Source organism: Aurantiacibacter gilvus (assembly GCF_038289935.1).
Taxonomy (GTDB): domain Bacteria; phylum Pseudomonadota; class Alphaproteobacteria; order Sphingomonadales; family Sphingomonadaceae; genus Alteraurantiacibacter; species Alteraurantiacibacter gilvus.
On record NZ_JBBYHV010000002.1, the window covers coordinates 676,652 to 699,302 of the forward strand.

The window sequence follows — 22,651 nt, forward strand, 5'->3', positions numbered from 1 at the left end:
CGGTTGCGAGGTCATTCGCGCGGCCCGGCTTTCTTGCTCCAGGACACTGTCACACCTGTAACACCTTGGCTGTCCGCCCGCCCGAAGCGCTTGCGTTTCGTGGCAATCATGCCAACCCTGCGCACCGGAGAGGGAACGCATGAAAACACAACGAAATTCACCATGGCTGGCGCTGGTCGTACTCGCCTCGATCGGCACGGTCGGCTTTATCGACCGCATCGTGGTGAACGTGCTGGTGGAGCCGGTGAAGGCCGAGTTCGGCCTGACCGACTTCCAGGTATCGCTGATGGCCTGGGCCTTTGCCGCGCTCAACATCGGCGCGGGCGTGGTGATCGCGCGCATTGCCGAGCGGGTGCGGCGGCTGACGCTGATCTCGGTGGGCACGGTGCTGTGGTCCGTGGCGACCGCGCTCTGCGGTGCGGCGGCCAGCTGGCCGCAGCTGCTGGTGGCGCGCATGGGCGTGGGACTGGGCGAGGCTATCGGGCTGCCCAGCAACCAGTCGGTGATCGCCGACTACTTCCCCGCCGGAAGGCGCGGCCTCGCCATGTCGGTGCTGCTGCTGTCGCCGCCGTTGGGGGCCTTCATCGGTTTCGTCGGTGGCGGTTGGATCGCGCAGGAGCTGGACTGGCGCGCCACCTTCCTTGTCGCCGCCGTACCCGGACTGGTCCTGGGCGTGATTGCCTACTTCTTCGTCGCCGAACCCAAGCGCGGACAGCACGACCCGGAGGCCGATGACGCGGTCCCGCCGATCTCTGCCGTGGTCTCGCGGCTGCTGGCCCTGCCGAGCGCGCGCAACCTGGTGATCGGATCGGCGCTGGCAGCCATGCTCGGCTTCGGGCTCAACTACTTCTTCACTTCGCTGATGATGCGCAAGTTCGAGCTCGGCATCGGTGAGGCGGGGCTCTACGCGGGCGTGATCGCCAGCCTGCCCGCCGCGCTGTCCGTGGTCGGCAGCGGCTGGTTGTCCGACAAGCTGGGGACGCGCTCGATCGCGGCCTATGCCATGGTGCCCGCCGTCGCCCTGCTGCTGGGCGCGCCGCTCTACATCTTCGCCATCACCCGCGAGAACCTGGTCTTGCTGCTGTCGCTGGTCAGCGTCGCGACCTTCCTCAACTTCGGCTACCTCGGCGTCACCTACGCCGCCTTGCAGAACCTGATGCACCCGCGCATGCGCGCCACCGCCTCGGCCCTGCTCAGCGGGCTCTACGGCGTAGCGGGCGCGCTGGGGCCGTCCCTGCTCGGCCTGCTGAGCGACTGGCTGGCGGGCGACTATGGACCGGCGCGCGGGCTGGCCTATGCCATGGCGATCTCTGCCGCGATCTACTGGTGGGCCTCGGCGCACTATTTCGTCGCCGCACGGCACCTGCCGCGCGACAGCGAGAGGATCAGGCTTGGCGCCGCCGGAACGGCTGCAGCCGCGCCGCAGACATAGAGCGCCAGAGCCACTCCATCGGCCCCTGCCGGAAGCGCGCCAGCCACGGGGCGGAACACAAGAGCATGGCGGTGATCGGCACCAGCGTCAGCAGCAGCGCCTGCCCGCGCGAGACCTCGCCGAACAGGCCGAGCCCCCAGCTGGCGAACAGGGCCGAGAAGATCAGGCTGGTGGCAAGGTAGTTGGTCAAGGCCAGCCGTCCCGTCGCTGCCAGCACGCGGGTTGCCCTGCTGTCATTCAGCGCTCCGCCGAACAGCGCCATGGCGAGCGCGGCATAGGCCACGCCCAGCACGATATCGAACGGCGCGGACCAGACGATGGCATTGGCAGCGGTAACGATCACGTCGAAGCCCGACAGGATCGACCATGCGGCCAGCACGACCAGCACCGGCAGGCTCGCCAGCGCGCAGGTGCGGGCCAGCCGCAAGGCGCGATCTGCCTGCCACTCGCCCGCCAGCAGGCCGTTGCGCCAGAAGGCCATGCCCAGCAACATGGCCGCCAGTGCCGAGGGCAGCGAGGCGATGATGTAATTGGCCTGCGCCGGGAGGGTCTCGATGCGCCGGACAATCCGCTCGGCAAAGCCCTCCTCGCCGCGCGCAAAGGCGGCGGCCGTGGTATCCGGGTGGCCGCCATAGGTGCGCTCGGCCACCTCGATCCACGCCGGGTCGACCAGGGCGCCGCTCGCCCGCTGGTACCAGAAGTCGAGCCAGCCCCAGGCGTACCAGCCCGAAACAGCCAGCTGTCCCGCGACCAGCAGCACCGCTGCCCAGACCAGTCGCCGCGCGGGCCAGCGCGCCGCCAGCGGCAGCAGTAGGCCGGCCACGGCATAGATGCGCAGCACGTCGTTGCTGGCCAGCAGCACGGCATGGGTCATGCCGATCGCCAGCAAGGCCGCCATGCGGGCATAGTGCGCGCGGGCGGGGTGCTCTCCCTTGCCGAGCAAGATCGCCACGCCGGCGCCGAACATCATGGCGAACAGGGCGCGGAACTTGTCCTCCACCAGCACATAGCTCGCCGTCCAGAGCGTGGTTTCGAGCGGCCCCGTGCCGCCCCAGACCGCCGGGTTGAGATAGGCATTGGCAGGCATGGAAAAGGCGATGACGTTCATCACCGCGATGCCGATCACCGCGACCCCGCGCAGAGCATCGAGCGCGGTTACGCGCTGGCGAGGGTCCGGCGGAGAAGCGAGGGCGGAGCCCGACATGATCGGGCTCCTTCCCGGATCAGGCGAGCGCTGCCTTCAGGTCGGCGGCAAGGTCGGTGCGTTCCCACGGGAACAGGTCGCCTTCAGCCGTACGCCCGAAGTGGCCATAGGCTGCGCTCTGGCGGTAGATCGGCTTGTTGAGGCCAAGGTAGGTGCGGATCGCGCGCGGGGTAAGACCGCCCAGCTTGGCATTGCTGCGGATCGCATCCTCGATCGCGGCGTCGTCCACCGTGCCGGTGCCGTGGGTGTCGACATAGAGCGACAGCGGCTTCGACACGCCGATGGCATAGGCGATCTGGATCGTGCACTTGGTGGCCAGGCCAGCCGCGACGACATTCTTTGCGAGATGGCGGGTGATATAGGCGGCCGAACGGTCGACCTTGGTTGGGTCCTTGCCCGAGAACGCGCCGCCGCCGTGCGGGGCCGCGCCGCCATAGGTGTCGACAATGATCTTGCGGCCGGTCAGGCCTGCGTCGCCATCCGGGCCGCCAATCACGAAGCTGCCGGTGGGATTGATGTGCCACTCGGTGGCGTCGGTGATGAAGCCTTCGGGCAGGATCTTGCCGACGACGCCCTTCACGTAGGCGTGCAGTTCGGCTTCCTTCTCGCCCTCGTCATAGCCCGGCGCGTGCTGGGTGGAGACGACCAGGGCAGTGCAGGCGACGGGCTTGCCGTTTTCATAGCGCAGGGTGACCTGGCTCTTGCTGTCCGGCTCCAGGAAGGGGGCCGTGCCGTTCTTGCGATCGGTCGCCATCTGCTGGAGTATCTTGTGGCTGTAGTCGATCGTCGCCGGCATCAGGTCGGGCGTCTCGTCGCAGGCAAAGCCGAACATGATGCCCTGGTCGCCCGCGCCTTCGTCCTTGTTCGAGCCTTCGACGCCCGCATCCACGCCCTGCGCAATGTGGACGCTCTGGCCATGCAGGTAGTTGTCGAACCTCAGCGTTTCCCAGTGGAAGCCTTCTTGCTCGTAACCGATGTCGCGCACGACCGAACGCACGGTGTCCTCAATCTCCTGCTCCACGCCAGGTGCCCAGTCGTCGCCGTCGATGATGCCCTTGCCGCGGATCTCGCCCGCCAGCACGACGCGCTGCGTCGTGGTCAGCGTTTCACAAGCCACGCGGGCTTCGAGATCTTTCGACAGGAACAGGTCGACAATGGCGTCGGAAATCTGGTCGGACACCTTGTCCGGGTGGCCTTCCGAGACGCTTTCGGAAGTAAACAGGTAGGATTGGCGCATGTTGGAGATTGCCTTCTCGTAAAAAATTCAAGTCTATTCGGGGCGAGGCTCTAACTGGCCTGCCGACGCATGGCAACAAAAGCGGCAAGCAGAAAAACCAGTGCCCAGGCAAGCGCCAGCATGTTGCCAAACCGGGCGAACAATGTCGGAGCGGCGGCAGGCGGGACCACGGAGTCGATGCGCCCGCCATGTGGCAGGCCCAGGTGCTCGCGCACGACGCCGCGCGGATCGATTATCGCGCTGATGCCGCTGTTGGTGGCGCGCAGCACCGGCAGGCCTTCCTCGATCGCGCGCATGCGTGACTGGGCAAGGAACTGCGACGGGGCGAAGGCCCCGAACCAGCCTTCGCTGGAAGCATTGAAAATGAAGTCCGGCCGGTTGTCAGGGTCGACCACCTCGCCGGAGAAGACGATCTCGTAGCAAACCTGCACGCCCACGCGGCCGTATTCGCCAAGGTCGATTGTCTGTGGGCCAGGTCCGGGCCAGAAGTCGATCGAACCCGCGACCAGCCGCGACAGGCCCAGCGGTTCGAGCAGGCCGCGCATGGGCAGGTATTCGCCGTAAGGCACGAGGTGCGCCTTGGCATAGCTGCCGAGGATTTCGCCATCGGCGCTGACAGCGGTCACGGCGTTGCGCGCACCCAATGCCCGCACCCAGCCGTTCTCGTCCGGGCCGATCTCGAGGTCGACTGCGCCCGTCAGCAGGACCGAGCCTTCACCGACGGTCGCGCCAAGGCGGCGGCGGGCATAGTCCGGGCTGGCGAGCGCCGTGGTGCGATCATAATACCGCTGCGGATAGCCGTCGCGCAGGTAGTCCGCCATGCCCGCCTCGGGCCAGAGCACCAGGCGCGGTGCGGTATCCTCGTCGAGCCGCGGCGAGAGCTGCGCCAAGCGCGTGTAGTTGGCTTCGTAATACTGCGGATCGCTGATCTGTTCCTGCGGGATGTCAGGCTGGACAATGGTGACCAGCAGCTCGTCCCCGGTCTGGACATGGCGCGGCGCGACCGGTGGCAGGTACATGCCGACCGCCAGCAGTGAAGCCACACCGCCGCTCGCCAGCCAGTTGCGCTCGCGCACCAGCAGCACCAGCGCACAGCCCAGCAGGACAGCAAGGCCGGACAAGGCATAGGTGCCCATGACCGGAGCAATGGCGGCAAGGCCGGGCCGGTCGAAGGGGCCAAGCAGCACCATGGCCAGCGGGTTCCAGGCATAGCCGGTGAAGACCCAGCCGCGCATCCACTCGGTAACGATCCATGCTCCGGCAAAGACCAGCGCGAAGGCCCAGCCGGTTCCGCCCTTCACGACCGCGCGGGCGGCCAGGGCGGCCAGGGCCGGATAGACCGCGAGGTACAACGCCAGCAGCGGCACGGCCAGCCAGCCGAGCACCTCGGGCATTTCCGACTGGTAAGTGAAGCTGTTGGCGATCCAGGCGTTGCCCAGCGTGAAATGCGCCACACCGAAGAGCCAGCCGAGGCCGAAGGCGCGCAGCCAGGTTCTGGTACGGGTTGCCAGCAAGGCAAAGACACCCACGGCCAGCAAGGCCACGGGCCACAGGCCGATGGGTTGGAAACCGGTTGCGGATAGTACGCCAAGGGCCAGCGCGGACAGGCGCGGCCATTTGGCAAGACGATCGATCAGGGCCAGACGTTCAATCAGGGAAAGCCCGCTGGCCATCGTCCGCGTCACCGTCCTGCCGCTGTCAGCGCCTAGCTGACAGCTTCGAGGGCCTCTTCGCCGTCGTCATCGTCGGCCGGCTTGCGGCGCGAGCGACTGGGCTTGCGGCGCGGAGCCTTGTCCTCGTCGCTGTCGTCGTCATCGGAACCGCGCGCGATGGCCGGCGGCAGCATGCCCGGATCGAGCGCGCCGTCGTTGTCGTCATCCTCGTCGTCGCGCTGTTCGTTCCGGGGCTTCCGCGAAGCCTTGCGCGGCTTCTTCTGACCCGAACCACGGTCGTCGCGCGTGAACGGATTGTCATCGTCCTCGTTGTCGACCGAGGGACCTTCTACGCCCTCTTCGGGTTCGTTGGCATTGCGCCGGTTGCCCTTGGGATTACGGCGGCCGCGCGTACTTTCCTGCTGGCGATCCTGCTGGCGATCCTGCTGCTGGTCGTCATCGTCATCATCGCCGTCGTCGGAATTGTTCGTTCCGCGCTCGGAATTGCGCTTGGCCTGCGCCTCGTCCTTCTGCGCCTTGTTGTCGGCGATCACGCGGAAATAGTGATCCGCGAACTGCAGGTAATACTCGGTCTGCACCCGGTCGTCGTTCAGCGCGGCGTCGTTTGCCAGCTTCTTGTACTTTTCCAGCATCTGCGGGGCATTGCCACGCGCGCGGGAATCGATCCGGTTGGACTGGTTTCCACCGCCACCCTGGTTTCCGCCACGGTTACTGCCACGGCCACGACGACGGTTATTGTTACGATTATTGTTCAAGGGAAATTCGCTTCCTCAATCTGGCTGCGGAACCATGCCGCTGCGCCATATGACCCCTTTTGGAGGCACCCCAGTATAGAGATGCTATCTGCCCTTCATCTGCATATGCTCACAGCGGTGTTCCACCGCGCGCCAGGCAAATGTTGGAGTTGCGGTCCAGCGCCTTGCGCCGTGGACCTGTTAGTAGAGTTAGCTACTCGATTCACCTTTGCCAAGCGTTAATCGCAAAACAAGCGCCCGGTCGCGTCCGCCAAGGTCCTGGTGCAGTTCAGTTGCAAAGCCATGAGTTCGGGCAATTTCGGCCACGGATTCGGCCTGCAGAGCGCCGATTTCGAGCACGGCCACGCCGTTATCTGCCAACAATTGCGGCAATTGCGGCACCAGGACGCGGTAATCGTCGAGCCCTTCGGCGCCGGCAAACAGCGCGCTGGCGGGCTCGAAATCCCGTACATCGGGGTCGAGTTCGGCATTGTCCTCGACATAGGGCGGATTGGCGATCACCAGGTCGAAGCGGCCAAGGTCGTCCGCCCAACCGGCCTGGTTCCAGTCTCGCTGGACGAAACGAGCTGATCCGCCATCGGCTCGCGGGGCCATATCCGGCATTGCCAAGGGATCGCCGCCAGCGAATCCGGTCGGCATGTTCGCGTGGCGCACGCCGTTCGCAGCCGCGACCAGCAGTGCCTGTGCCGAGGCGTCGATGCCGATGCCCTCGGCTTGCGGCAGATGCGAGAGCAGCGCGAGCAGCAGTGCGCCCGAACCCGTGCCAAGATCGAGGATGCGGCGCGCATCCGGCGCTGCATCCAAGGCCACCTGCACCACGCATTCGCTGTCGGCGCGCGGGACCAGAACGTCGGGGGATACAGCGAACTCCAGCCCGAAAAACTCCTGTCGTCCGAGAATATAGGCCACCGGCTCGCGCTCCAGCCGGCGGGCAAGCAGCTGGGCGAAGCGCGCGGGAACCTCGCTATCGTGGTGGCGCAGCAGCAAGTCGGAGCGCGACACGCCGAGCGCCTCTGCCATCAGCAGTTCGGCATCGAGGCGCGGGGTATCGGACAGTCCGGTCAGCATCCGCGCCGCTTCCCGCAGGGTGGCGGTGACCTTGGCCACGGGCCTAGTCGCCCATCGCGGCGAGGCGCTTGGCCTCGTCCTCGGCAATCAGCGCGTCGATCAGCTCGCCCAGCCCCTGGCCTTCGAGCACTTCGGGCAGCTTGTGCAGCGTCAGGCCGATGCGGTGATCGGTGACGCGGCCTTGTGGGAAATTGTAGGTGCGGATGCGCTCGGAGCGGTCACCCGAACCGACCATGGCCTTGCGCGCTTCGGCCTCGGCCCCGTGCGCCTCGGCGCGGCGGGCTTCGTAGAGGCGGGCGCGCAGCACCTTCATCGCCTTGTCGCGGTTCTTGTGCTGGCTGCGCTCGTCCTGCATCGCGACCACGATCCCGGTGGGGATGTGGGTGATGCGCACGGCGGAGTCGGTCGTGTTGACGTGCTGCCCGCCCGCGCCAGACGAGCGGTAAATGTCGATCCGCAGGTCATTGTCGTCGATGGTCATGTCGACTTCGGTCGGCTCGGGCAGGACAGCCACGGTCGCCGCCGAGGTATGGATGCGTCCGCCGCTCTCGGTGACCGGCACGCGCTGCACGCGGTGCACGCCGCTCTCGAACTTGAGCTTGGCGAAGACGCCGGTGCCAGTGACGTTGGCGACCACTTCCTTGAACCCGCCCGCATCGCTGGAGGCCATCGAGACTGGCTCGACCTTCCAGCCCTGTTCGGCGGCATATTTCTCGTACATGCGGTAGAGGTCGCCCGCGAACAGCGCGGCCTCGTCGCCGCCGGTGCCTGCGCGGATTTCCAGCATGGCCGGACGCGCATCAGCCGCGTCCTTGGGCAGCATGGCGATGGCCAGCGAATGCTCGGCTTCGGGCAGGGCCTTCTTGAGGCCGGCCAGCTCCTCTTCGGCCATGGCCTTCATCTCGGGATCGGAGAGCATCTCCGTCAGTCCCTCGATCTCGTCGCGCATGGCCTGCACTTCGGCGGCCGCCTTGGCGACCGGCTCCAGCTCGGCATAGTCGCGGCTCGCCTGGACGAATGCCTCGCCCTCGAGCTGGCCAGAGGCCATCCGCGCTTCGAGCTCGGCGAAGCGATTGGCGATCTGGCGGAGACGTTCGGCGGGGATGGTCATTGCGAATTGAGGACGAAGTCTTCGACCTTGGTCGCGATTTCGCCGCCATCTCCATGAAAGCGCAATGACGACCCCTCATCAGTCATAGTGAAAGAAATCAGAGTGTGCGACGGGATCTTCCGGGCCTTGTCGAACCGCTTGCGCGGAGATCCAGTTGCGAAAAGTTCTGATGCGAAACCAGCTTCACGCAAGTTTTTCACCAGAGCCTGAGCATCCAACATACGGTCGTCGGTTTCAACGACGACGACAACGTCAGCCTTGGTCTCACCCTTCTCGCCCACCAGCATGGCCAGCCTCTCGATCCCCGCAGCCCAGCCCACGGCAGGCGTCGGCGCGCCGCCGAGGCTCTCCATTAAGCCGTCATAGCGACCGCCGCCGAGGATCGTGGACTGACTGCCCAGAGCGCCAGCCGCTGCCGAGCCTTCGTCAGGGATGAATTCGAACGCCGTGTGGCGGTAGTAGTCGAGCCCGCGCACGAGGCTTTCGGCGCGGGTCCATTTCACGCCTGCCGCATCCAGACCGCTGGTGACAGCGTCGAAGAAGGCGCGCGCATCGTCGGACAGGAAGGCGTCGATCTTGGGCGCATCGGCAACGAACTTGCGGTCACGCGGGTCCTTGGAGTCAAGGATGCGCAGAGGGTTCTTGTCGAGGCGTTCCTGCGAATCCTCGCTCAGCTCGCCGCGCACCGCGCCGAAATAGTCCACCAGAGCCGCACGCCAGGCCTCGCGGCTGTCGCCGTCGCCCAGCGTGTTGAGGTGCAGCGTCACGTCCTTGATGCCCAGCTCGCGGATCACCTGGTCGGCCATGGCCAGCAGCTCGACATCGGCCTGCGGTTCCGCCGCGCCGATGATCTCGGCGTCGATCTGGTGGAACTGGCGATAGCGGCCCTTCTGCGGGCGCTCGTAGCGAAACAGCGGGCCGTGCGTACCCACCTTCAGCGGCGCGTGCTGCTGCCAGCCATTGGTCAGGTAAGCGCGGGCAATCCCGGCGGTGAATTCCGGGCGCAGCGTCAGGCTCTCCCCGCCGCGATCCTCGAACGAATACATTTCCTTCGAGACGATATCGGTGGTCTCGCCGATCGAGCGGGCGAAGACCTCGGTCTTCTCGAACACCGGCATTTCCACCCGGCGGAAACGGTACAGCTTGCGCACGCGTTCGAAGGTCTCGACGACAAAGGCGAAAGCCTCGGCATCGGGGCCGAAAATATCCTGCGTGCCGCGGATGGCCTGGGGAGTCTTGCTCATGGAGCGGAGCCTCTAAGCCCCGCCCCGCAACTGCGCAACTACTCCGCTGCCTCCAGGAAGCGGTCGTCGATGGAGGTCTCGCTCTCCCAGCTCTTCAGCTCGGGCATGACCTTCTCGGCGAACAGGTGGATATTCGCCAGCGCCTCGTCCTGCGGCATGCCGCCGTAGTAGAGGTGCGGGAAGAAGCCCTGCGGGCCGTACTGCTCCTTCAGCTCCCACATGTGGTCGAGCACTTCTTGCGGTGTGCCCGCCACCGCGCCGCGGCCGAAACCGGCGCTGTACTGTTCCACCTCATCGGGCGTCTTGAGCATCATGTTCTCGTAGTGCTCGTAGCCCTTCACGTTCGCATAGGTGCCGGGCTTGTCGAGGTGGTAGTTGGTGACGGCGGCGCGCATGGTCTGCGACAGGAAATGGTTGCCGCGTTCGCGCGCATGGTCGCCGTCTTCGTGAACGTTGTAATTGCCCGAGAGCATCGGCGGCGGCGGGGCGGTGCCTGCACCGTTCACCTCCTGCCAGACGGCAAGGTACTTGTCCTCGCCCGGCGGCGTACCGCGCTGCGGGATCGACAGGATCATGTTGCCGAAACCGTGCTTGGCCGCCGAGTACATCGAATTGCCCGACAGGCTGCCGCAGAACTTGCGGCCTTCGAAGCTCTTGATCGGCCCCGGGCGCAGTTCGACGCGCGGGATCTTGCCGAACTCGCCCTCGCCCTCAAGCACGCCGGTTTCGAGCGCCGGGATCAGCACGTCGAGGATATCGTTGTAGAGCGCGCGGCTGCGGTTCTGGTCCACGCCGAGGCCGGCGAACTCGTGCGCCGCCAGCCCGCCGCCGAAGCCGAGGATGCAGCGGCCGTTCGACAGGATATCGAGGTTGATGATCTTCTCTGCCAGCCGCGCCGGGTTGTGCCAGGGCACGATGATGCACTGGGTGCCCAGCTTCACGTGCCTGGTCTGCCCGGCGATATAGGTGAGCAGCTGCAGCGGGTCGTTCGACATCGAATAGGTGCTGAAATGGTGCTCGGTGATCCACACCGAATCGAAGCCCAGCTTCTCCGCCAGCAGCAGGTTGGAAATCTCCTGCCGGATGAAATCCGCATCGCTTCCGTAGTCACCGCCCTGGTAGGCAAAGCCCGTCGCCATCCCCACATGCATGTTGGTTCTCCTCTCCGCTCCCGAGTCTTTTGCGACTCTTGTTGAGTTTGTCCGGGAGACTGCTCCGAATCGCCGCGCTTGGCAATTGCCGCCTGCTGCGCTAGGCGCGCGGCGGTTTTGGGAGGGGATGCCGCACAGATTCCACAAGGGAACGAGCATCCATGCGTATCGAACATATCCCGGTCGGCGACAATCCGCCCGAGAGCCTGAACGTGATCATCGAAGTGCCCACTGGCGGTGAGCCGGTGAAGTACGAGTTCGACAAGGCCAGCGGCGCGCTGTTTGTCGACCGCATCCTGCACACGCCGATGCGGTATCCGGCGAACTACGGCTTCGTGCCGCACACGCTGTCACCCGATGGCGACCCGCTCGATGCGCTGGTCATCGCCCGCTCGCCCTTCATCGCCGGCTGCGTGGTCCGCGCCCGCCCGATCGGCGTGCTCAACCTCGAAGACGAGCACGGCGGTGACGAGAAGCTGATCTGCGTGCCGGTGGACACCACCTTCCCGTATTACTCGGACGTCGGCGAGACCAAGGACCTGCCCTCGATCATCTTCCAGCAGATCGAGCACTTCTTCACCCACTACAAGGACCTCGAAGCCGAAAAGTGGGTGCGCGTGGGCGCCTGGGGCGACGCCGCAGAAGCCAAGCGGGTCGTGAGAGAAGCTATCGAGCGTTACAACGGTTAGCCGCGCAGGGCTTGGCGACAGGTGGGGCCACCGACCGGATCAGGGGCTTTCGCACCTGGCACTCCATTTCGGTCCATGCTGGCTTGTGTCCGCCTGTGTCGCTGCGCTACATCGTCCCGGCAGGAAGGGGGCCATATCGTGCTCAAGCCCATGTTCGTATTTGCCATTCCGCTCTTGGTTGCAGCCTGTGTAACCGATCAGCAAGCGGACACTCTGTACGAAAGCGCAGCCGAGGGCAGAGCCTTTGCGCAGGCGAACTGTGCTGGCTGTCACGCGCTCGACGACGGCATCTCGCCAAATCCGGACGCACCGAGCCTTCGCCGCGCGGCCCACCGCTTGCCAGCGTGGGCGGTAGAGGCATCGTTCGAGCGCGGAGTTCAGGTCGGCCATACGATGCAAATGCCGGTTTTCGTCTTCGAAGAGGGCGATATCGCCAATCTGCTCGCCTATCTGGAGGTCCTCAGAGAGAGGGACTGAGTGTCCCCTTTCTTCGACTCCGAAACAAACACCTGCCGCTGACCCCAGTCGCTCACTCCACCGGGCGGTCGGGATCGAGCAGGTCGTTCTCCTGCCCTTTCTCCGGCGCAGCGCGTTCTTCTTCCACCATGCGCGCGACCTCGTCATCGGGCGCGACGTCTTCGCTCGCCTCGGCAGGTGCGGGACGCGCGGGTGGCGGCGCGGGGGTGCGCGGCCGGCCTTCGCCGATGTTCTCGAACGGCAGCGTGGCGGTGCGCTGGTCGAAGCGCAGGCGGTAGATCGGCTCGGGCAAGGCAAAGCCGGCTTCTTCCAACGCTTGCTTGCAGGCCACGATGGCGCGGCTGCGGGCCTTGTGCCAGTCGGCTTCGCGCTGATCGATCCAGCCGAACAAGCGCAGGACCACATTGGAATCGCCGACTTCCTCGATGCGCACTTCGGGCGGGGGGTCGTCGAGCAGGAAGCCAAGGCCCTGCAAGGTCTCGCGCCCCAGTTTCATGGCCGCCTCGGCATCGTCGTCGGCATCGACGCCGAGCGCGAAGTCGAACCGGCGCTGCGGATTGCGCGTATAGTTGAGGATGGTCGCCTTGAAGACGGCGGAATTGGGAATGCGCAGGTGGTTGCCGTCCAGCGTCATCAGGATTGTCGCGCGGCTGGTGAGGCGGATCACGCGGCCTTCGTGCATGTCGATCACAACGTAGTCGTTGGCGCGGAACGGCTGGCGCAGGCTCAGCATCAGGCTGGCGACATAGTTCTCCACCGTGTCGCGCATGGCAAAGCCGAGGGCGATGCCGATAACGCCGGCTCCGCCCAGCACCGCGCCCATCAGCGCCCCGGCGCCGACCATGTCCAGCGCCACCAGCAAGCCGAAGACCACAAAGATAAAGCGGATCGCGCTGCGGATCAGTTCGACGAGGAAAGAGTTGGGCGCAAACCGCCGCCAGACAAACGTCAGGCTCGACAGGATGTAGCCGAAGGCCACCACCAGCAGTCCGGCCAGCAGCGCGACTCCCAGCAGCGGCAGCATGCGCACGAAGCCCGCCAGCCGGTCGCCCAGGCCGCCGATGCCTTCCTCGAAGTCCACCGAGACGTCGCGGGTAATGCCGTTCTCGACCGTAACCACGCCCTCCACACCGGCAGCGATGGTTTCGGCGCGGGCCAGGGCCGCTTCGTCGGGGGCGGTACCGCCCAGCGTCACCACGCCTTCGCGGACCGAGACGGTTACGTTGGCAAGGCTGGGAACGTTGGCGAAGATTTCGGCAAGCCGCTCTTCGGTGCGCTGGTCTTCGCCTGCAGCACGCTCGAGCTGGATCGGGCCGGACGAAGGCGGGGTGGGAGTCGCCTCTTGTTGGGCATTCGTTTCGGGAAGCAGCGGCGACGCCAAGGCCGGCGTTGCGGCAAAAGCCGACAGGGCAGCCAGCAGGGCGGCGGCCAGGAGGCGAAGGCCTCGCGTCAGAGTAGCGCGGCGACGCCCTTGAAGCCGAAGGTCAGCGCAACAGGCAGGCCGATAACGGTCATCCACAACATGATCACTTCGCGGCGGAACTTCGGAGCGAGCGCAGGATCGCTCACGTCGTGGGCGGTTAGCTCCTCCCAGCGCATTTCGAACCAGCGGCACGCCGGGATAACGGCAGCCACCAGCACGACGAGCGCCAGGTACGGCAGCATCGAGCCGCTGCCGCTTTTCAGCGCCGTGAGGGTAAGGAAAATGTGCAGGCCGGTGTAAATCAGCAGGCCAAAGGCAACGTGATCGCTGATCTTGCGCCGCCAGTCGAGCTTGTGGACCGTGCGGTTTTCCGCCTTGGCCGTTCCTTCAAGCGCCCTGTTCATTGCGCCACTCCTTTTCCAATCCCGACTCCGGTTATCCCAAAACCGAAGCATTCTTGCAAGGGCGTCAACCATAGGTTCATTTTGTTGCGCCATGGCCTCGCTGTGGCCGACATGCAGGAATCTTGCCAAACACCCCTTCAAAGGCTGGCCCAGCGTGCTAGATGAGCGGTCATGAGTGCACTCGACGACGACATCCTGGACGAAGACGCGCTGGCCCACGCCATGGCCGATGCGCCTGCCAACGCTTCCCCCGAACTGCCTCCGGAGGGCGGGCTGGAAGTCGTGTCCATCGCCAAGAGCTATGACAAGCGCGCGGTCCTCAGCGACATCTCGCTGACCGTGGCCAAGGGCGAGGTGCTGGGCCTGCTCGGCCCCAACGGCGCGGGCAAGACCACCTGCTTCTATTCGATCATGGGGCTGGTGAAGCCCGACTCCGGCCGCATCATGATGGACGGCGTCGATGTCACCAAGCTGCCGATGTACCGCCGCGCGATCCTGGGCCTTGGCTACCTGCCGCAGGAAACCTCGATCTTCCGCGGCATGACGGTGGAACAGAATATCCGCTGCGTGCTGGAAATGGTGGAGCCGGACAAGGCGACGCGCGAGGCCGAGCTGGAACGGCTGCTGGAAGAGTTCCACATCACCCGCCTGCGTTCCAGCCCCGCCATGGCGCTGTCGGGCGGTGAACGCCGCCGCTGCGAAATTGCCCGCGCGCTGGCCGCCAATCCCTCGATCATGCTGCTCGACGAACCATTCGCCGGTATCGACCCGCTGTCGATCAGCGACATCCGCGAACTGGTGATCGACCTCAAGAACCGCGGCATCGGCGTGCTGATCACCGATCACAACGTGCGCGAAACGCTCGACATCGTCGACCGCGCCTGCATCATCTACGGCGGCCAGGTACTGTTCGCCGGATCGCCCGCAGAGCTGGTCGCCGACGAGAACGTGCGCCGACTCTACCTCGGCGAACACTTCACGCTATGACCTGTTTTCCCAGCCTTGTGGCTGGGGCGCGGTGCCAGCCCACTCCCCCTCCCAGCCACCCGATGATTGTCCATCATCCTGTCGGGTGGCTGGGAGGGGGCGGGGGCCGGAACCATCCGAGCGTTGGCGAGCAGGCATAATGGCGCTCGGTCCCCGCCTGGACCTCAGGCAATCGCAATCGCTGGTGATGACGCCGCAGTTGCAGCAGGCGATCAAGCTGCTGGCGCTGTCGAACCTCGAGATCGAGACCTTCATCGGCGAAGCGCTGGAGAGTAACCCGCTGCTGGATGCGGGCGAGATACGTTCGGAAAACACCGACGCCCCGCCCGAGAGCGATGAGCCGCAGGTCCGCGACTCTACTCCCGGTGATGGCAACGAGGCGCTCGACATCGACCCCGGCGCGCTCGACACGGATCGCGACACCGGCGACTGGTCCGCGCAGATGGCCAGCGGCGGCGACAGCGAAGGATTCGACTTCGAGAACCGCGGTGAGGAAGGCCTCTCGCTGGCGGACCATCTCGAAGCGCAAGTCGGCCCTGCCGCTCCCGATCCGCAGACCGCCTTCATCGCCCGCAACGTGATCGGCCTGCTCGACGAAGCGGGCTACCTCAGCACCGACCTGCGCGAGATCGCCATCAATCTCGACGTGCCGCTCGCCAGGGTCGAGTCGGCGCTCGAACTGGTCCAGTCGCTCGACCCCGCGGGCGTCGGTGCGCGCAGCCTGTCCGAATGCCTCGCGCTGCAAGCCAAGGAGGCCGACCGCTACGATCCGTGCATGGAAGTGCTGATCGACAACCTCGAACTGGTCGCCAAGGGCGCCTTCGCGCACCTCAAGCGCATCTGCCGCGTCGACGACGAGGACCTGGCCGACATGCTGGCCGAGCTGCGCAGCTACGATCCCAAGCCGGGCCTGCAATTCGGCGGCACGGCCAGCGCCTCGGTAGTGCCCGACGTGCTGCTCTCCGCCGTCACCGACGCCGAGGGTAACGATGGCTGGGACATCCAGCTGAACGAGGCGACCCTGCCGCGGCTGGTGGTCAACCGCAGCTACTATGTCGAGCTGCGCGGCGGCTGCACCGGCAAGGAGGCCAGGGGCTGGCTGAGCGAGAAGCTGGCCGACGCCAACTGGCTGATCAAGGCGCTGGACCAGCGGCAGAAGACCATCCTGAAAGTCGCCGCCGAGATCGTGAAGCAGCAGGACGGCTTCTTCCGCCGCGGCGTCTCCGAACTCCGCCCGCTGACCCTGGCCAAGGTGGCCGAGGCGATCGAGATGCACGAAAGCACGGTCAGCCGCGTCACCAGCAACAAGTTCCTGTCCTGCGAACGCGGCACGTTCGAGCTGAAGTACTTCTTCACCAGCGGCGTAGGCTCAGCCGACGGCGAAGGCGCCAGCGCCGAGGCGGTAAAGGCCCGCATCAAGGCCCTGTGCGACGCCGAAGACCCGAAGAAAGTCCTCTCCGACGATGCCCTGGTGGACCTGCTGAAAGCCGAGGGCTTCGACCTCGCGCGGCGCACCGTGGCGAAATACCGCGAGGCTATCGGGATCGGGTCGAGCGTGCAGCGGCGGCGGGCGAAGAAGTTGCAGGCCATGGGGTGAGCGGCAAAGGCGGAGTTTCTGCCTGCGGCCCGATTGCCGACATTTGTTGGCAAAGCAGCGAACGACCTGTTTGCCGTTAGCCTGAAAGCATCTTATCACTCCCGGACAGGGGAGACACGGATGTTCGCTGGCAACAAATTCATCATCACGGTGGCGCTGAACGGGGGCATGCAGCAGGACCGCGATGGCGCGATCGTGCCCAAGCAGCCGGCGGAGCTGGGGGAGGCCGCAGCGCGGTGTTACGAAGCAGGCGCAGCACTGGTGCATGTTCATGCCCGGGACCGCGAGGGAAAGAACTCCGGCGATCCGGCAATCTATTCGGAAATCATCACGGAAATCCGCAAGCGTAGCCCGGTCCTTGTCCAGACCACCAACGGGATCGGCGTGCGGCGTGATCCCAAGACCGGCGGCTTCATCTGGCCGAGTGACGAGGAACGACTCGGGCTCCTCAACATCGAACCCCGGCCCGACGTGTTCGGTGTCGCCGGTGGTTCCGCCGACTTTTATCACCCTGAAGGCGGCTATCACAAGGAAACACCCTATGTGAATTCGCCCGAATTCCTCCGCTCGACCATCCAGGAAGTCTATGCCCGCGGATCGGCGCTGGAGTTCGAAGTGGTCGAAGCGACCGTAATCCACCGCCTGCTGCGCTATGCCGAAGAAGGCCTGTTCGACAGGCACCGCAAGAACATCTGGCTGCTGCACGGCGGTGGCTTCGGCGCGGTCCCGGCGATCACCCGCAACCTGCTGTTCAATGTCGAGGAAGGCCTGCGCTACTTCCCGCAGGCGATTTTCGGAATGACCTCCACCGGGCGCGACATGTTCAAGATGATAACGCTCGGCCTGTCGATGCAGTGCGATCTCGTGCGCGTGGGGTTCGAGGACGGGATCCACCTGCCCGACGGAACGGTGGCAAGGCACAACCACGAGATGGTCGCCAAGGCGCGCGAAATCGGGGCCCTGTTCGGAATGGAACCCGCCACGGTGGAGGAAGCGCGCGAGCGTTTCGGCATCTGACATGCCGAAGGCGGTGGCTGGCGATGCCCGGGGTCCTGCACGGTTCTCGAGACAGGCCCTGGCAGCGATCGCCGTTTGCACCGCGATCTACTTCCTCGACGGCCTCATCCACACGGTCCTTGGCCCCATGGCACCGGAGATTTCGGCGGAGCTGGGGTTGGGTCCCGCGGCGCTTGGCCAGATATTTTCAGCCAACCTGATCGGACAGACGATTGGCCTGCTGGTCTTTCCCCTGATCGCACGGCGGCTGGGCAATCCCGCCGCAATTATCCTGGCCGTGTTCGGATTTTGCCTGGCGCAATTTGCCACGGCGGTTTCGTGGGATGCTTCGTCGCTGTTCGCCTTTCGCCTGATCGACGGAATCTTCCTTGGCGGGTGCCTGCCAAGCTGCCTTGCCATTGTCACCAAGGTCGCGCCGTCCCACCGCCTCGGCCTGGCTCTCATGGTGCTTTTCACCGGCTACGGATCGGGGGCGACGGCCTCCGGCATCCTCGCTTCCGCCTTCCTCGACAATGGCGGCTGGCGCCTTGCCATCGCTCTTGTCGGCGCCCTTTCCGGGGTAACCGCAGTGGCAGCGATGATCTGGCTGCGCGGCGCGGACAAGGGTCCTGACTCCGCAGCGGCCGAAAAGACCGCCTCGCGACCCCTTGATGTGCTCGCCCCCGGCATGCTCGGCGGTACCTTGCTGCTCTGGCTGATGTTCATCTCGATGCTGACGGTCCAGTATTGCCTCAGTTCGTGGCTCCCCACGCTGCTGGTCGAGGTCGGCCGCGATCAGTCGTTCGCCGCACTTTCGGTGACCATTTTCTCGCTTGGCGGGATAGTCGCCGCACTGGGTGTGGGCGTACTCATCGATCGCTTCGGCGGAACCCGGGTGCTCGGCGCATTCCTGATCATCGCCGCAGTCACGCTCTTCCTTGTCGGGCAATTCCTCGCCACGGTGCCGGGCTGGTTGCTGATGACGATGCTGGCAACCGGCGGCTTCTTCTTCCTGGGCGCCTATGGCGGCATCAATTATGTGCTGGCGACCTATTATCCTGAAGACCTGCGGGCGTTCGGCATTGGCCTGACCAAGAGCGTAAGCCGACTGGGTACAATCGTGGCTCCGGTCCTAATCGGCTATGGCCTCGTCCTTGGTATAGCCGAAACGACGATGATGTCGCTGTTCGCAATCCCGGCGGCATTCGCGGCGTTTGCAGTGTACGCGGTTGGGCACTTGGCACGCTCCGCGGCATGAGCCGCACCACTGATACGGAGACCCTCCCCGCAACCTGCCAATACGGCCGGACGTCCGGGGCGACGAGAGGGGCGGCGGGGGCGCCGATCTTAATGACTTCCCGCCCACACCTTAACAGCTGTCACCCGAACCCGCGTGCAGCGAAGGGCAAGCGCGACCGCGCGACCGCAGGTGCCTCGCAAGGAGGCGCAGCCGACTGGAGAGAACCGCACCGAGGACGTTCCGGCGGAGGCCGGAACGCAAAACAAACAGTGTGACTCGAAAGACTCACACGGAAAGTCTTAACGCGCGAAACTCTTTATTAACCTTTTTTGGTGAGAAGTGGCGTGGTTAATTCCAGGCAACGGCTCCCGTTGGGGGCCCATCCTACGGGGACACGAAGGGGTAATACGATGCGCGTTCTGCTGATCGAAGACGAACCGACAACCGCCAAGGCGATCGAGCTGATGCTCACGACCGAAGGGTTCAACGTCTACTCGACCGATCTCGGCGAAGAGGGTTTGGACCTCGGCAAGCTGTATGATTACGATATCATCCTGCTCGACCTGAACCTGCCCGACATGCATGGCTACGACGTGCTCAAGAAGCTGCGCGTCGCCAAGGTGCAGACGCCGGTGCTGATCCTCTCCGGCATTGCCGAGATGGACTCCAAGATTCGCTCGTTCGGCTTCGGAGCCGACGACTACGTGACCAAGCCGTTCCACCGCGACGAGCTGGTTGCCCGTATCCACGCCGTCGTGCGCCGCTCGAAGGGCCACAGCCAGTCGGTCATCCGCACCGGCAAGCTGGCGGTGAACCTCGACGCCAAGACCGTCGAAGTCGACGGTGCCCGCGTCCACCTGACTGGCAAGGAATATGCGATGCTCGAGCTGCTTTCACTGCGCAAGGGCACCACGCTGACCAAGGAAATGTTCCTCAACCACCTCTATGGCGGAATGGACGAGCCGGAACTGAAGATCATCGACGTGTTCATCTGCAAGCTGCGCAAGAAGCTTTCGAGCGCCTGCCAGGGCGAGAACTACATCGAAACCGTCTGGGGCCGCGGTTACGTACTGCGCGACCCGAACGAAGAGCAGGAAGCTGCCTGAAACTGACGTACCCGAATGGGGGATTGCGAACGGCCTGCTACCTTACGGTGGCAGGCCGTTTTGCTTTCTTGCAGGATATCCGGTGACTAGGCGGACCGCAGGCCTTGCAGGTCGAGCCCGCTCGGCTGCTGGTACAGCCGCAGGCCGAACTCCGGCAGGATCGCCAGCAGGTGGTCGAAAATGTCGGCCTGGATGCGTTCGTACTCGCCCCAGTCGGTGGTGCCGGTGAAGCAGTAGATCTCCAGCGGCAGGCCTTGCGGGGTCGGTGCCAGCTGGCGGACCAGCAGGGTGAAGCCCCTGTCTTCCAGCTCCGGATGGGCGCGCAGGTAAGCGATCACATAGGCGCGGAAGGTGCCGATGTTGGTGATCCGCCGCGCGTTGACCGGGTTGCTGTCGCCGCCAAGTTCGCGCGCGTTCCATTCGGCCAGTTCCTTGTCCTTGCCCTCGAGGTAGTCGGTGAGCAGGCGGAAACGGCGCACATTGTCGACCTCCTCGTCCGACAGGAAGCGGACCGAGTTCTGGTCCAGCGGCAAGGCCCGCTTGATGCGGCGGCCGCCACTCTCACTCATCCCGCGCCAGTTGCGGAAGCTGTCGGAGATCAGCCTGTGCGTGGGGATGGTGGTGATGGTCTTGTCGAAGTTCTGCACCTTCACCGTGTGCAGCGCGATGTCGATCACGTCGCCGTCGGCATTCATGCCCGGCATCTCGATCCAGTCACCGACGCGCAGCATGTCGTTGCTGGTCAGCTGCACCGAGGCGACCAGCGAGAGGATAGTGTCCTTGAACACCAGCAGCAGCACGGCGGCCATGGCGCCAAGGCCGGACAGCAGCAGCAGCGGCGACTGCTCGATCAGCGCCGAAATGCCGAGGATGGCCGCGCCGCAATAGATGGCGATCTTGAGGACCTGCACATAGCCCTTGATCGGTCGCATGGCCGCCTCCGGCCGACGGCGGTAGAGCTCGTCGACGTAGTCCAGCGCCTTGCTGATCGCCATGGCGACACTCAGCACGATCGTGGCCTCGGCCACGTTGCGGACCAGCAGGGTCAGGGCCCCGGGCAGGTTGGGAACATGCTCGATACCGTTGGCCACCACCAGCAGCGGCGCAACGGTGGCGAGGCGGAAGGCGGCCTTGTCGGCAGTAAGGCTGCGGGTGTCGAGGAAGGGCGCGGCCAGCCGCAGCAGGACCCGCTTGAGCAGGTAGTTGACCGCCAGCGCGACCAGCACCAGCCCCGCCAGCGCAATGACGGTCTGTGCCCAGGGCGGCTGGGCTTCGAAGAGAGCAATTGCCTGTTCCATGGCCGCGCGCCTAGCCGAAGCCGGTCGCATGTCTCAACCCCGCCGGTCATTTGCGAACTGGACAAGGCCTGCCCACCCGCTCTAGCGAGCCGCGCATGACAGCGCATAAGCCCGGCGATCCGACAACGCTCAACCGGCTCTATGGCCGCAGCCAGGGCAAACCCCTGCGCGCGGCCCAGCAGGAGCTGGTCGATACCCTGCTGCCACGGATCGCCGTGCCGACGGAAGGCCCCGTCACGGCAGAACGGCTGTTCGGGGAAGACCGCCCGCTGCATTTCGAGATCGGCTTCGGTGGCGGCGAACACATGGCTTACCGCGCCGACCTGCTGCCCGACCACGGCTTTATCGGCGCCGAGCCCTTCCTCAACGGCGTGGCCCAGGCGCTGACCCATGTACGTGACGGTACGCTCGCCAATGTGCGCATCCACCATGGCGACGCGCTGGAGGTGCTGGCGCGCATCCCCGATGGCTCGCTGACCATGCTCTACCTGCTGCACCCGGACCCCTGGCCCAAGGCCAAGCATGCCAAGCGGCGGATGATGAACGATGGCCCGGTGCAGATGTTTGCCGACAAGCTGAAGCCCGGCGGCGAATTCCGCTTCGGCACCGATCACCCGGTCTATGTCCGCCACGCACTGATGGTGATGCAGCGGTTCATGGACCCGGACACCGGCCCCTTCGAATGGGTGACCGACGGCCCCGCCAGCTTCCGCAATCGCCCCTCCGGCTGGCCCGAGACACGCTACGAGCACAAGGCGCGCAACACCTACGGGCACGAGGTCTGGTACTTCCGCTACCGGCGGAAATAAGTCGGAACTGCAGCCTGCCTCTGCCCGTTCGACCCGAAAGGAATGAAAGGACATTTGCATGAGTGACAAGACCGCCATCGTGATCGGCGCCTCGCGCGGCCTCGGGCTGGGACTGACGCAGGAACTCGCCCGGCGCGGCTACAAGGTGATTGCCACCGAACGCAGCACCAGCCCCGACTTGCACGACGTTGCGAAAGCGAATGCACCGGTTGTCGAAATCGTCAAATGCGACGTCACCGACGAACAGGCCGTGGCCGGCCTCGCCAGCGCCTGCGCCGAAGGGTCAGTCGACCTGCTGGTGATGAACCCCGGCGTTTACGGCGGCGATGCACAGGGCCTCGAGGACCTCACGCGCGACAATGTCGCCGATATCGTGATGACCAATGCCGTCGCCCCGGCGCAGGCTGCCCTCACCCTGCTGCCGCTGATGAAGAAGGGCGGCACCATTGCAATGATGTCGAGCAAGATGGGCTCGATCGCAGATTCGTCAGGCGGCGTGAACCTCTACCGCCTGTCCAAGGTATCGCAGAACATGCTGGCGCGTTCGCTCTTCGCCAAGCATGCCGAGGAGCGCGGCGTGGGTGTGATCTCGCTGCATCCCGGCTGGGTGCGCACCGACATGGGCGGGCCGAACGGGCTGATCGACGTGGAGACCAGCGTCAACGGCATGCTCGACCTGCTCGAGGCCGAAGGCACGCCGCGCCACGCTTTCCTGGCCTACGACGGCAGCGAAGTGCCGTGGTAAGCCGC

General features: G+C 65.3%; 21 protein-coding genes. 10 read left to right on the forward strand and 11 right to left on the reverse strand.

The window, feature by feature from the left end:
* Positions 1–139: 139 nt before the first annotated feature.
* Positions 140–1,432: a spinster family MFS transporter gene (locus tag AAEO60_RS13155; RefSeq protein ID WP_341674166.1), complete on the forward strand. Its 1,293-nt coding sequence runs from the start codon at positions 140–142 to the stop codon at positions 1,430–1,432.
* Here the strand turns inward: AAEO60_RS13155 and AAEO60_RS13160 are convergent.
* From AAEO60_RS13160 to AAEO60_RS13195, 8 genes are all read right to left on the reverse strand, one after another.
* On the reverse strand, positions 1,386–2,636 hold the full coding sequence (locus AAEO60_RS13160; RefSeq protein ID WP_341674167.1) for a DUF418 domain-containing protein: 1,251 nt from the start codon (positions 2,634–2,636) through the stop codon (positions 1,386–1,388). The genes AAEO60_RS13155 and AAEO60_RS13160 overlap by 47 nt on opposite strands.
* A 19-nt stretch (positions 2,637–2,655) precedes the next feature.
* A complete protein-coding gene (metK, locus tag AAEO60_RS13165; RefSeq protein ID WP_341674168.1) occupies positions 2,656–3,873 on the reverse strand; it encodes a methionine adenosyltransferase in 1,218 nt (405 codons plus the stop codon).
* A 50-nt stretch (positions 3,874–3,923) separates the two neighbouring features.
* Positions 3,924–5,558: an apolipoprotein N-acyltransferase gene (lnt, locus tag AAEO60_RS13170; protein ID WP_341674169.1), complete on the reverse strand. Its 1,635-nt coding sequence runs from the start codon at positions 5,556–5,558 to the stop codon at positions 3,924–3,926.
* Positions 5,559–5,578: 20 nt separating this feature from the next.
* Entirely contained in the window at positions 5,579–6,301 is a 723-nt protein-coding gene (locus tag AAEO60_RS13175; protein WP_341674170.1) for a DUF4167 domain-containing protein, read from the reverse strand.
* 189 nt (positions 6,302–6,490) lie between these two features.
* A complete protein-coding gene (prmC, locus tag AAEO60_RS13180) occupies positions 6,491–7,408 on the reverse strand; it encodes a peptide chain release factor N(5)-glutamine methyltransferase (protein WP_341674171.1) in 918 nt (305 codons plus the stop codon).
* Between the two features lie 4 nt (positions 7,409–7,412).
* Positions 7,413–8,480: a peptide chain release factor 1 gene (gene prfA / locus AAEO60_RS13185; protein WP_341674172.1), complete on the reverse strand. Its 1,068-nt coding sequence runs from the start codon at positions 8,478–8,480 to the stop codon at positions 7,413–7,415.
* Positions 8,477–9,724, reverse strand: a complete 1,248-nt coding sequence (gene hisS, locus AAEO60_RS13190; RefSeq protein ID WP_341674173.1) for a histidine--tRNA ligase — start codon at positions 9,722–9,724, stop codon at positions 8,477–8,479. The genes prfA and hisS overlap by 4 nt, the downstream gene beginning before the upstream one ends.
* A 38-nt stretch (positions 9,725–9,762) precedes the next feature.
* On the reverse strand, positions 9,763–10,875 hold the full coding sequence (locus AAEO60_RS13195; RefSeq protein WP_341674174.1) for an LLM class flavin-dependent oxidoreductase: 1,113 nt from the start codon (positions 10,873–10,875) through the stop codon (positions 9,763–9,765).
* A 161-nt stretch (positions 10,876–11,036) separates the two neighbouring features.
* Here AAEO60_RS13195 and ppa point away from each other — a divergent pair, with 161 nt between their 5' ends.
* Positions 11,037–11,564, forward strand: a complete 528-nt coding sequence (ppa, locus tag AAEO60_RS13200) for an inorganic diphosphatase (protein WP_341674175.1) — start codon at positions 11,037–11,039, stop codon at positions 11,562–11,564.
* Between the two features lie 138 nt (positions 11,565–11,702).
* Complete coding sequence (locus AAEO60_RS13205; protein ID WP_341674176.1) at positions 11,703–12,041, forward strand: c-type cytochrome; 339 nt, start codon at positions 11,703–11,705, stop codon at positions 12,039–12,041.
* Positions 12,042–12,093: 52 nt separating this feature from the next.
* Here the strand turns inward: AAEO60_RS13205 and AAEO60_RS13210 are convergent, their stop codons facing one another.
* Entirely contained in the window at positions 12,094–13,422 is a 1,329-nt protein-coding gene (locus tag AAEO60_RS13210; RefSeq protein ID WP_341674177.1) for a mechanosensitive ion channel domain-containing protein, read from the reverse strand.
* Positions 13,423–13,490: 68 nt separating this feature from the next.
* A complete protein-coding gene (locus AAEO60_RS13215) occupies positions 13,491–13,868 on the reverse strand; it encodes a hypothetical protein (protein WP_341674178.1) in 378 nt (125 codons plus the stop codon).
* A gap of 222 nt (positions 13,869–14,090) precedes the next feature.
* Between AAEO60_RS13215 and lptB the strand changes: the two genes are divergently transcribed.
* From lptB to ctrA, 5 genes are all read left to right on the forward strand, one after another.
* Positions 14,091–14,855: an LPS export ABC transporter ATP-binding protein gene (gene lptB / locus AAEO60_RS13220; RefSeq protein WP_341674692.1), complete on the forward strand. Its 765-nt coding sequence runs from the start codon at positions 14,091–14,093 to the stop codon at positions 14,853–14,855.
* A gap of 139 nt (positions 14,856–14,994) precedes the next feature.
* On the forward strand, positions 14,995–16,452 hold the full coding sequence (gene rpoN / locus AAEO60_RS13225) for an RNA polymerase factor sigma-54 (protein WP_341674179.1): 1,458 nt from the start codon (positions 14,995–14,997) through the stop codon (positions 16,450–16,452).
* A gap of 120 nt (positions 16,453–16,572) precedes the next feature.
* Positions 16,573–17,469, forward strand: coding sequence for a beta-keto acid cleavage family enzyme (locus AAEO60_RS13230; protein WP_341674180.1), 897 nt, complete (start codon positions 16,573–16,575; stop codon positions 17,467–17,469).
* A gap of 1 nt (position 17,470) precedes the next feature.
* Positions 17,471–18,706, forward strand: a complete 1,236-nt coding sequence (locus AAEO60_RS13235; protein ID WP_341674181.1) for an MFS transporter — start codon at positions 17,471–17,473, stop codon at positions 18,704–18,706.
* A 392-nt stretch (positions 18,707–19,098) separates the two neighbouring features.
* On the forward strand, positions 19,099–19,794 hold the full coding sequence (gene ctrA, locus AAEO60_RS13240; RefSeq protein WP_341674182.1) for a response regulator transcription factor CtrA: 696 nt from the start codon (positions 19,099–19,101) through the stop codon (positions 19,792–19,794).
* 86 nt (positions 19,795–19,880) lie between these two features.
* On the opposite strand, the gene AAEO60_RS13245 is transcribed toward ctrA, so the two are convergent.
* Complete coding sequence (locus tag AAEO60_RS13245) at positions 19,881–21,092, reverse strand: mechanosensitive ion channel family protein (RefSeq protein ID WP_341674183.1); 1,212 nt, start codon at positions 21,090–21,092, stop codon at positions 19,881–19,883.
* Between the two features lie 95 nt (positions 21,093–21,187).
* Here AAEO60_RS13245 and trmB point away from each other — a divergent pair, with 95 nt between their 5' ends.
* Entirely contained in the window at positions 21,188–21,901 is a 714-nt protein-coding gene (gene trmB / locus AAEO60_RS13250) for a tRNA (guanine(46)-N(7))-methyltransferase TrmB (RefSeq protein ID WP_341674184.1), read from the forward strand.
* Between the two features lie 58 nt (positions 21,902–21,959).
* Positions 21,960–22,646, forward strand: a complete 687-nt coding sequence (locus AAEO60_RS13255) for an SDR family NAD(P)-dependent oxidoreductase (RefSeq protein ID WP_341674185.1) — start codon at positions 21,960–21,962, stop codon at positions 22,644–22,646.
* Positions 22,647–22,651 lie beyond the last annotated feature (5 nt).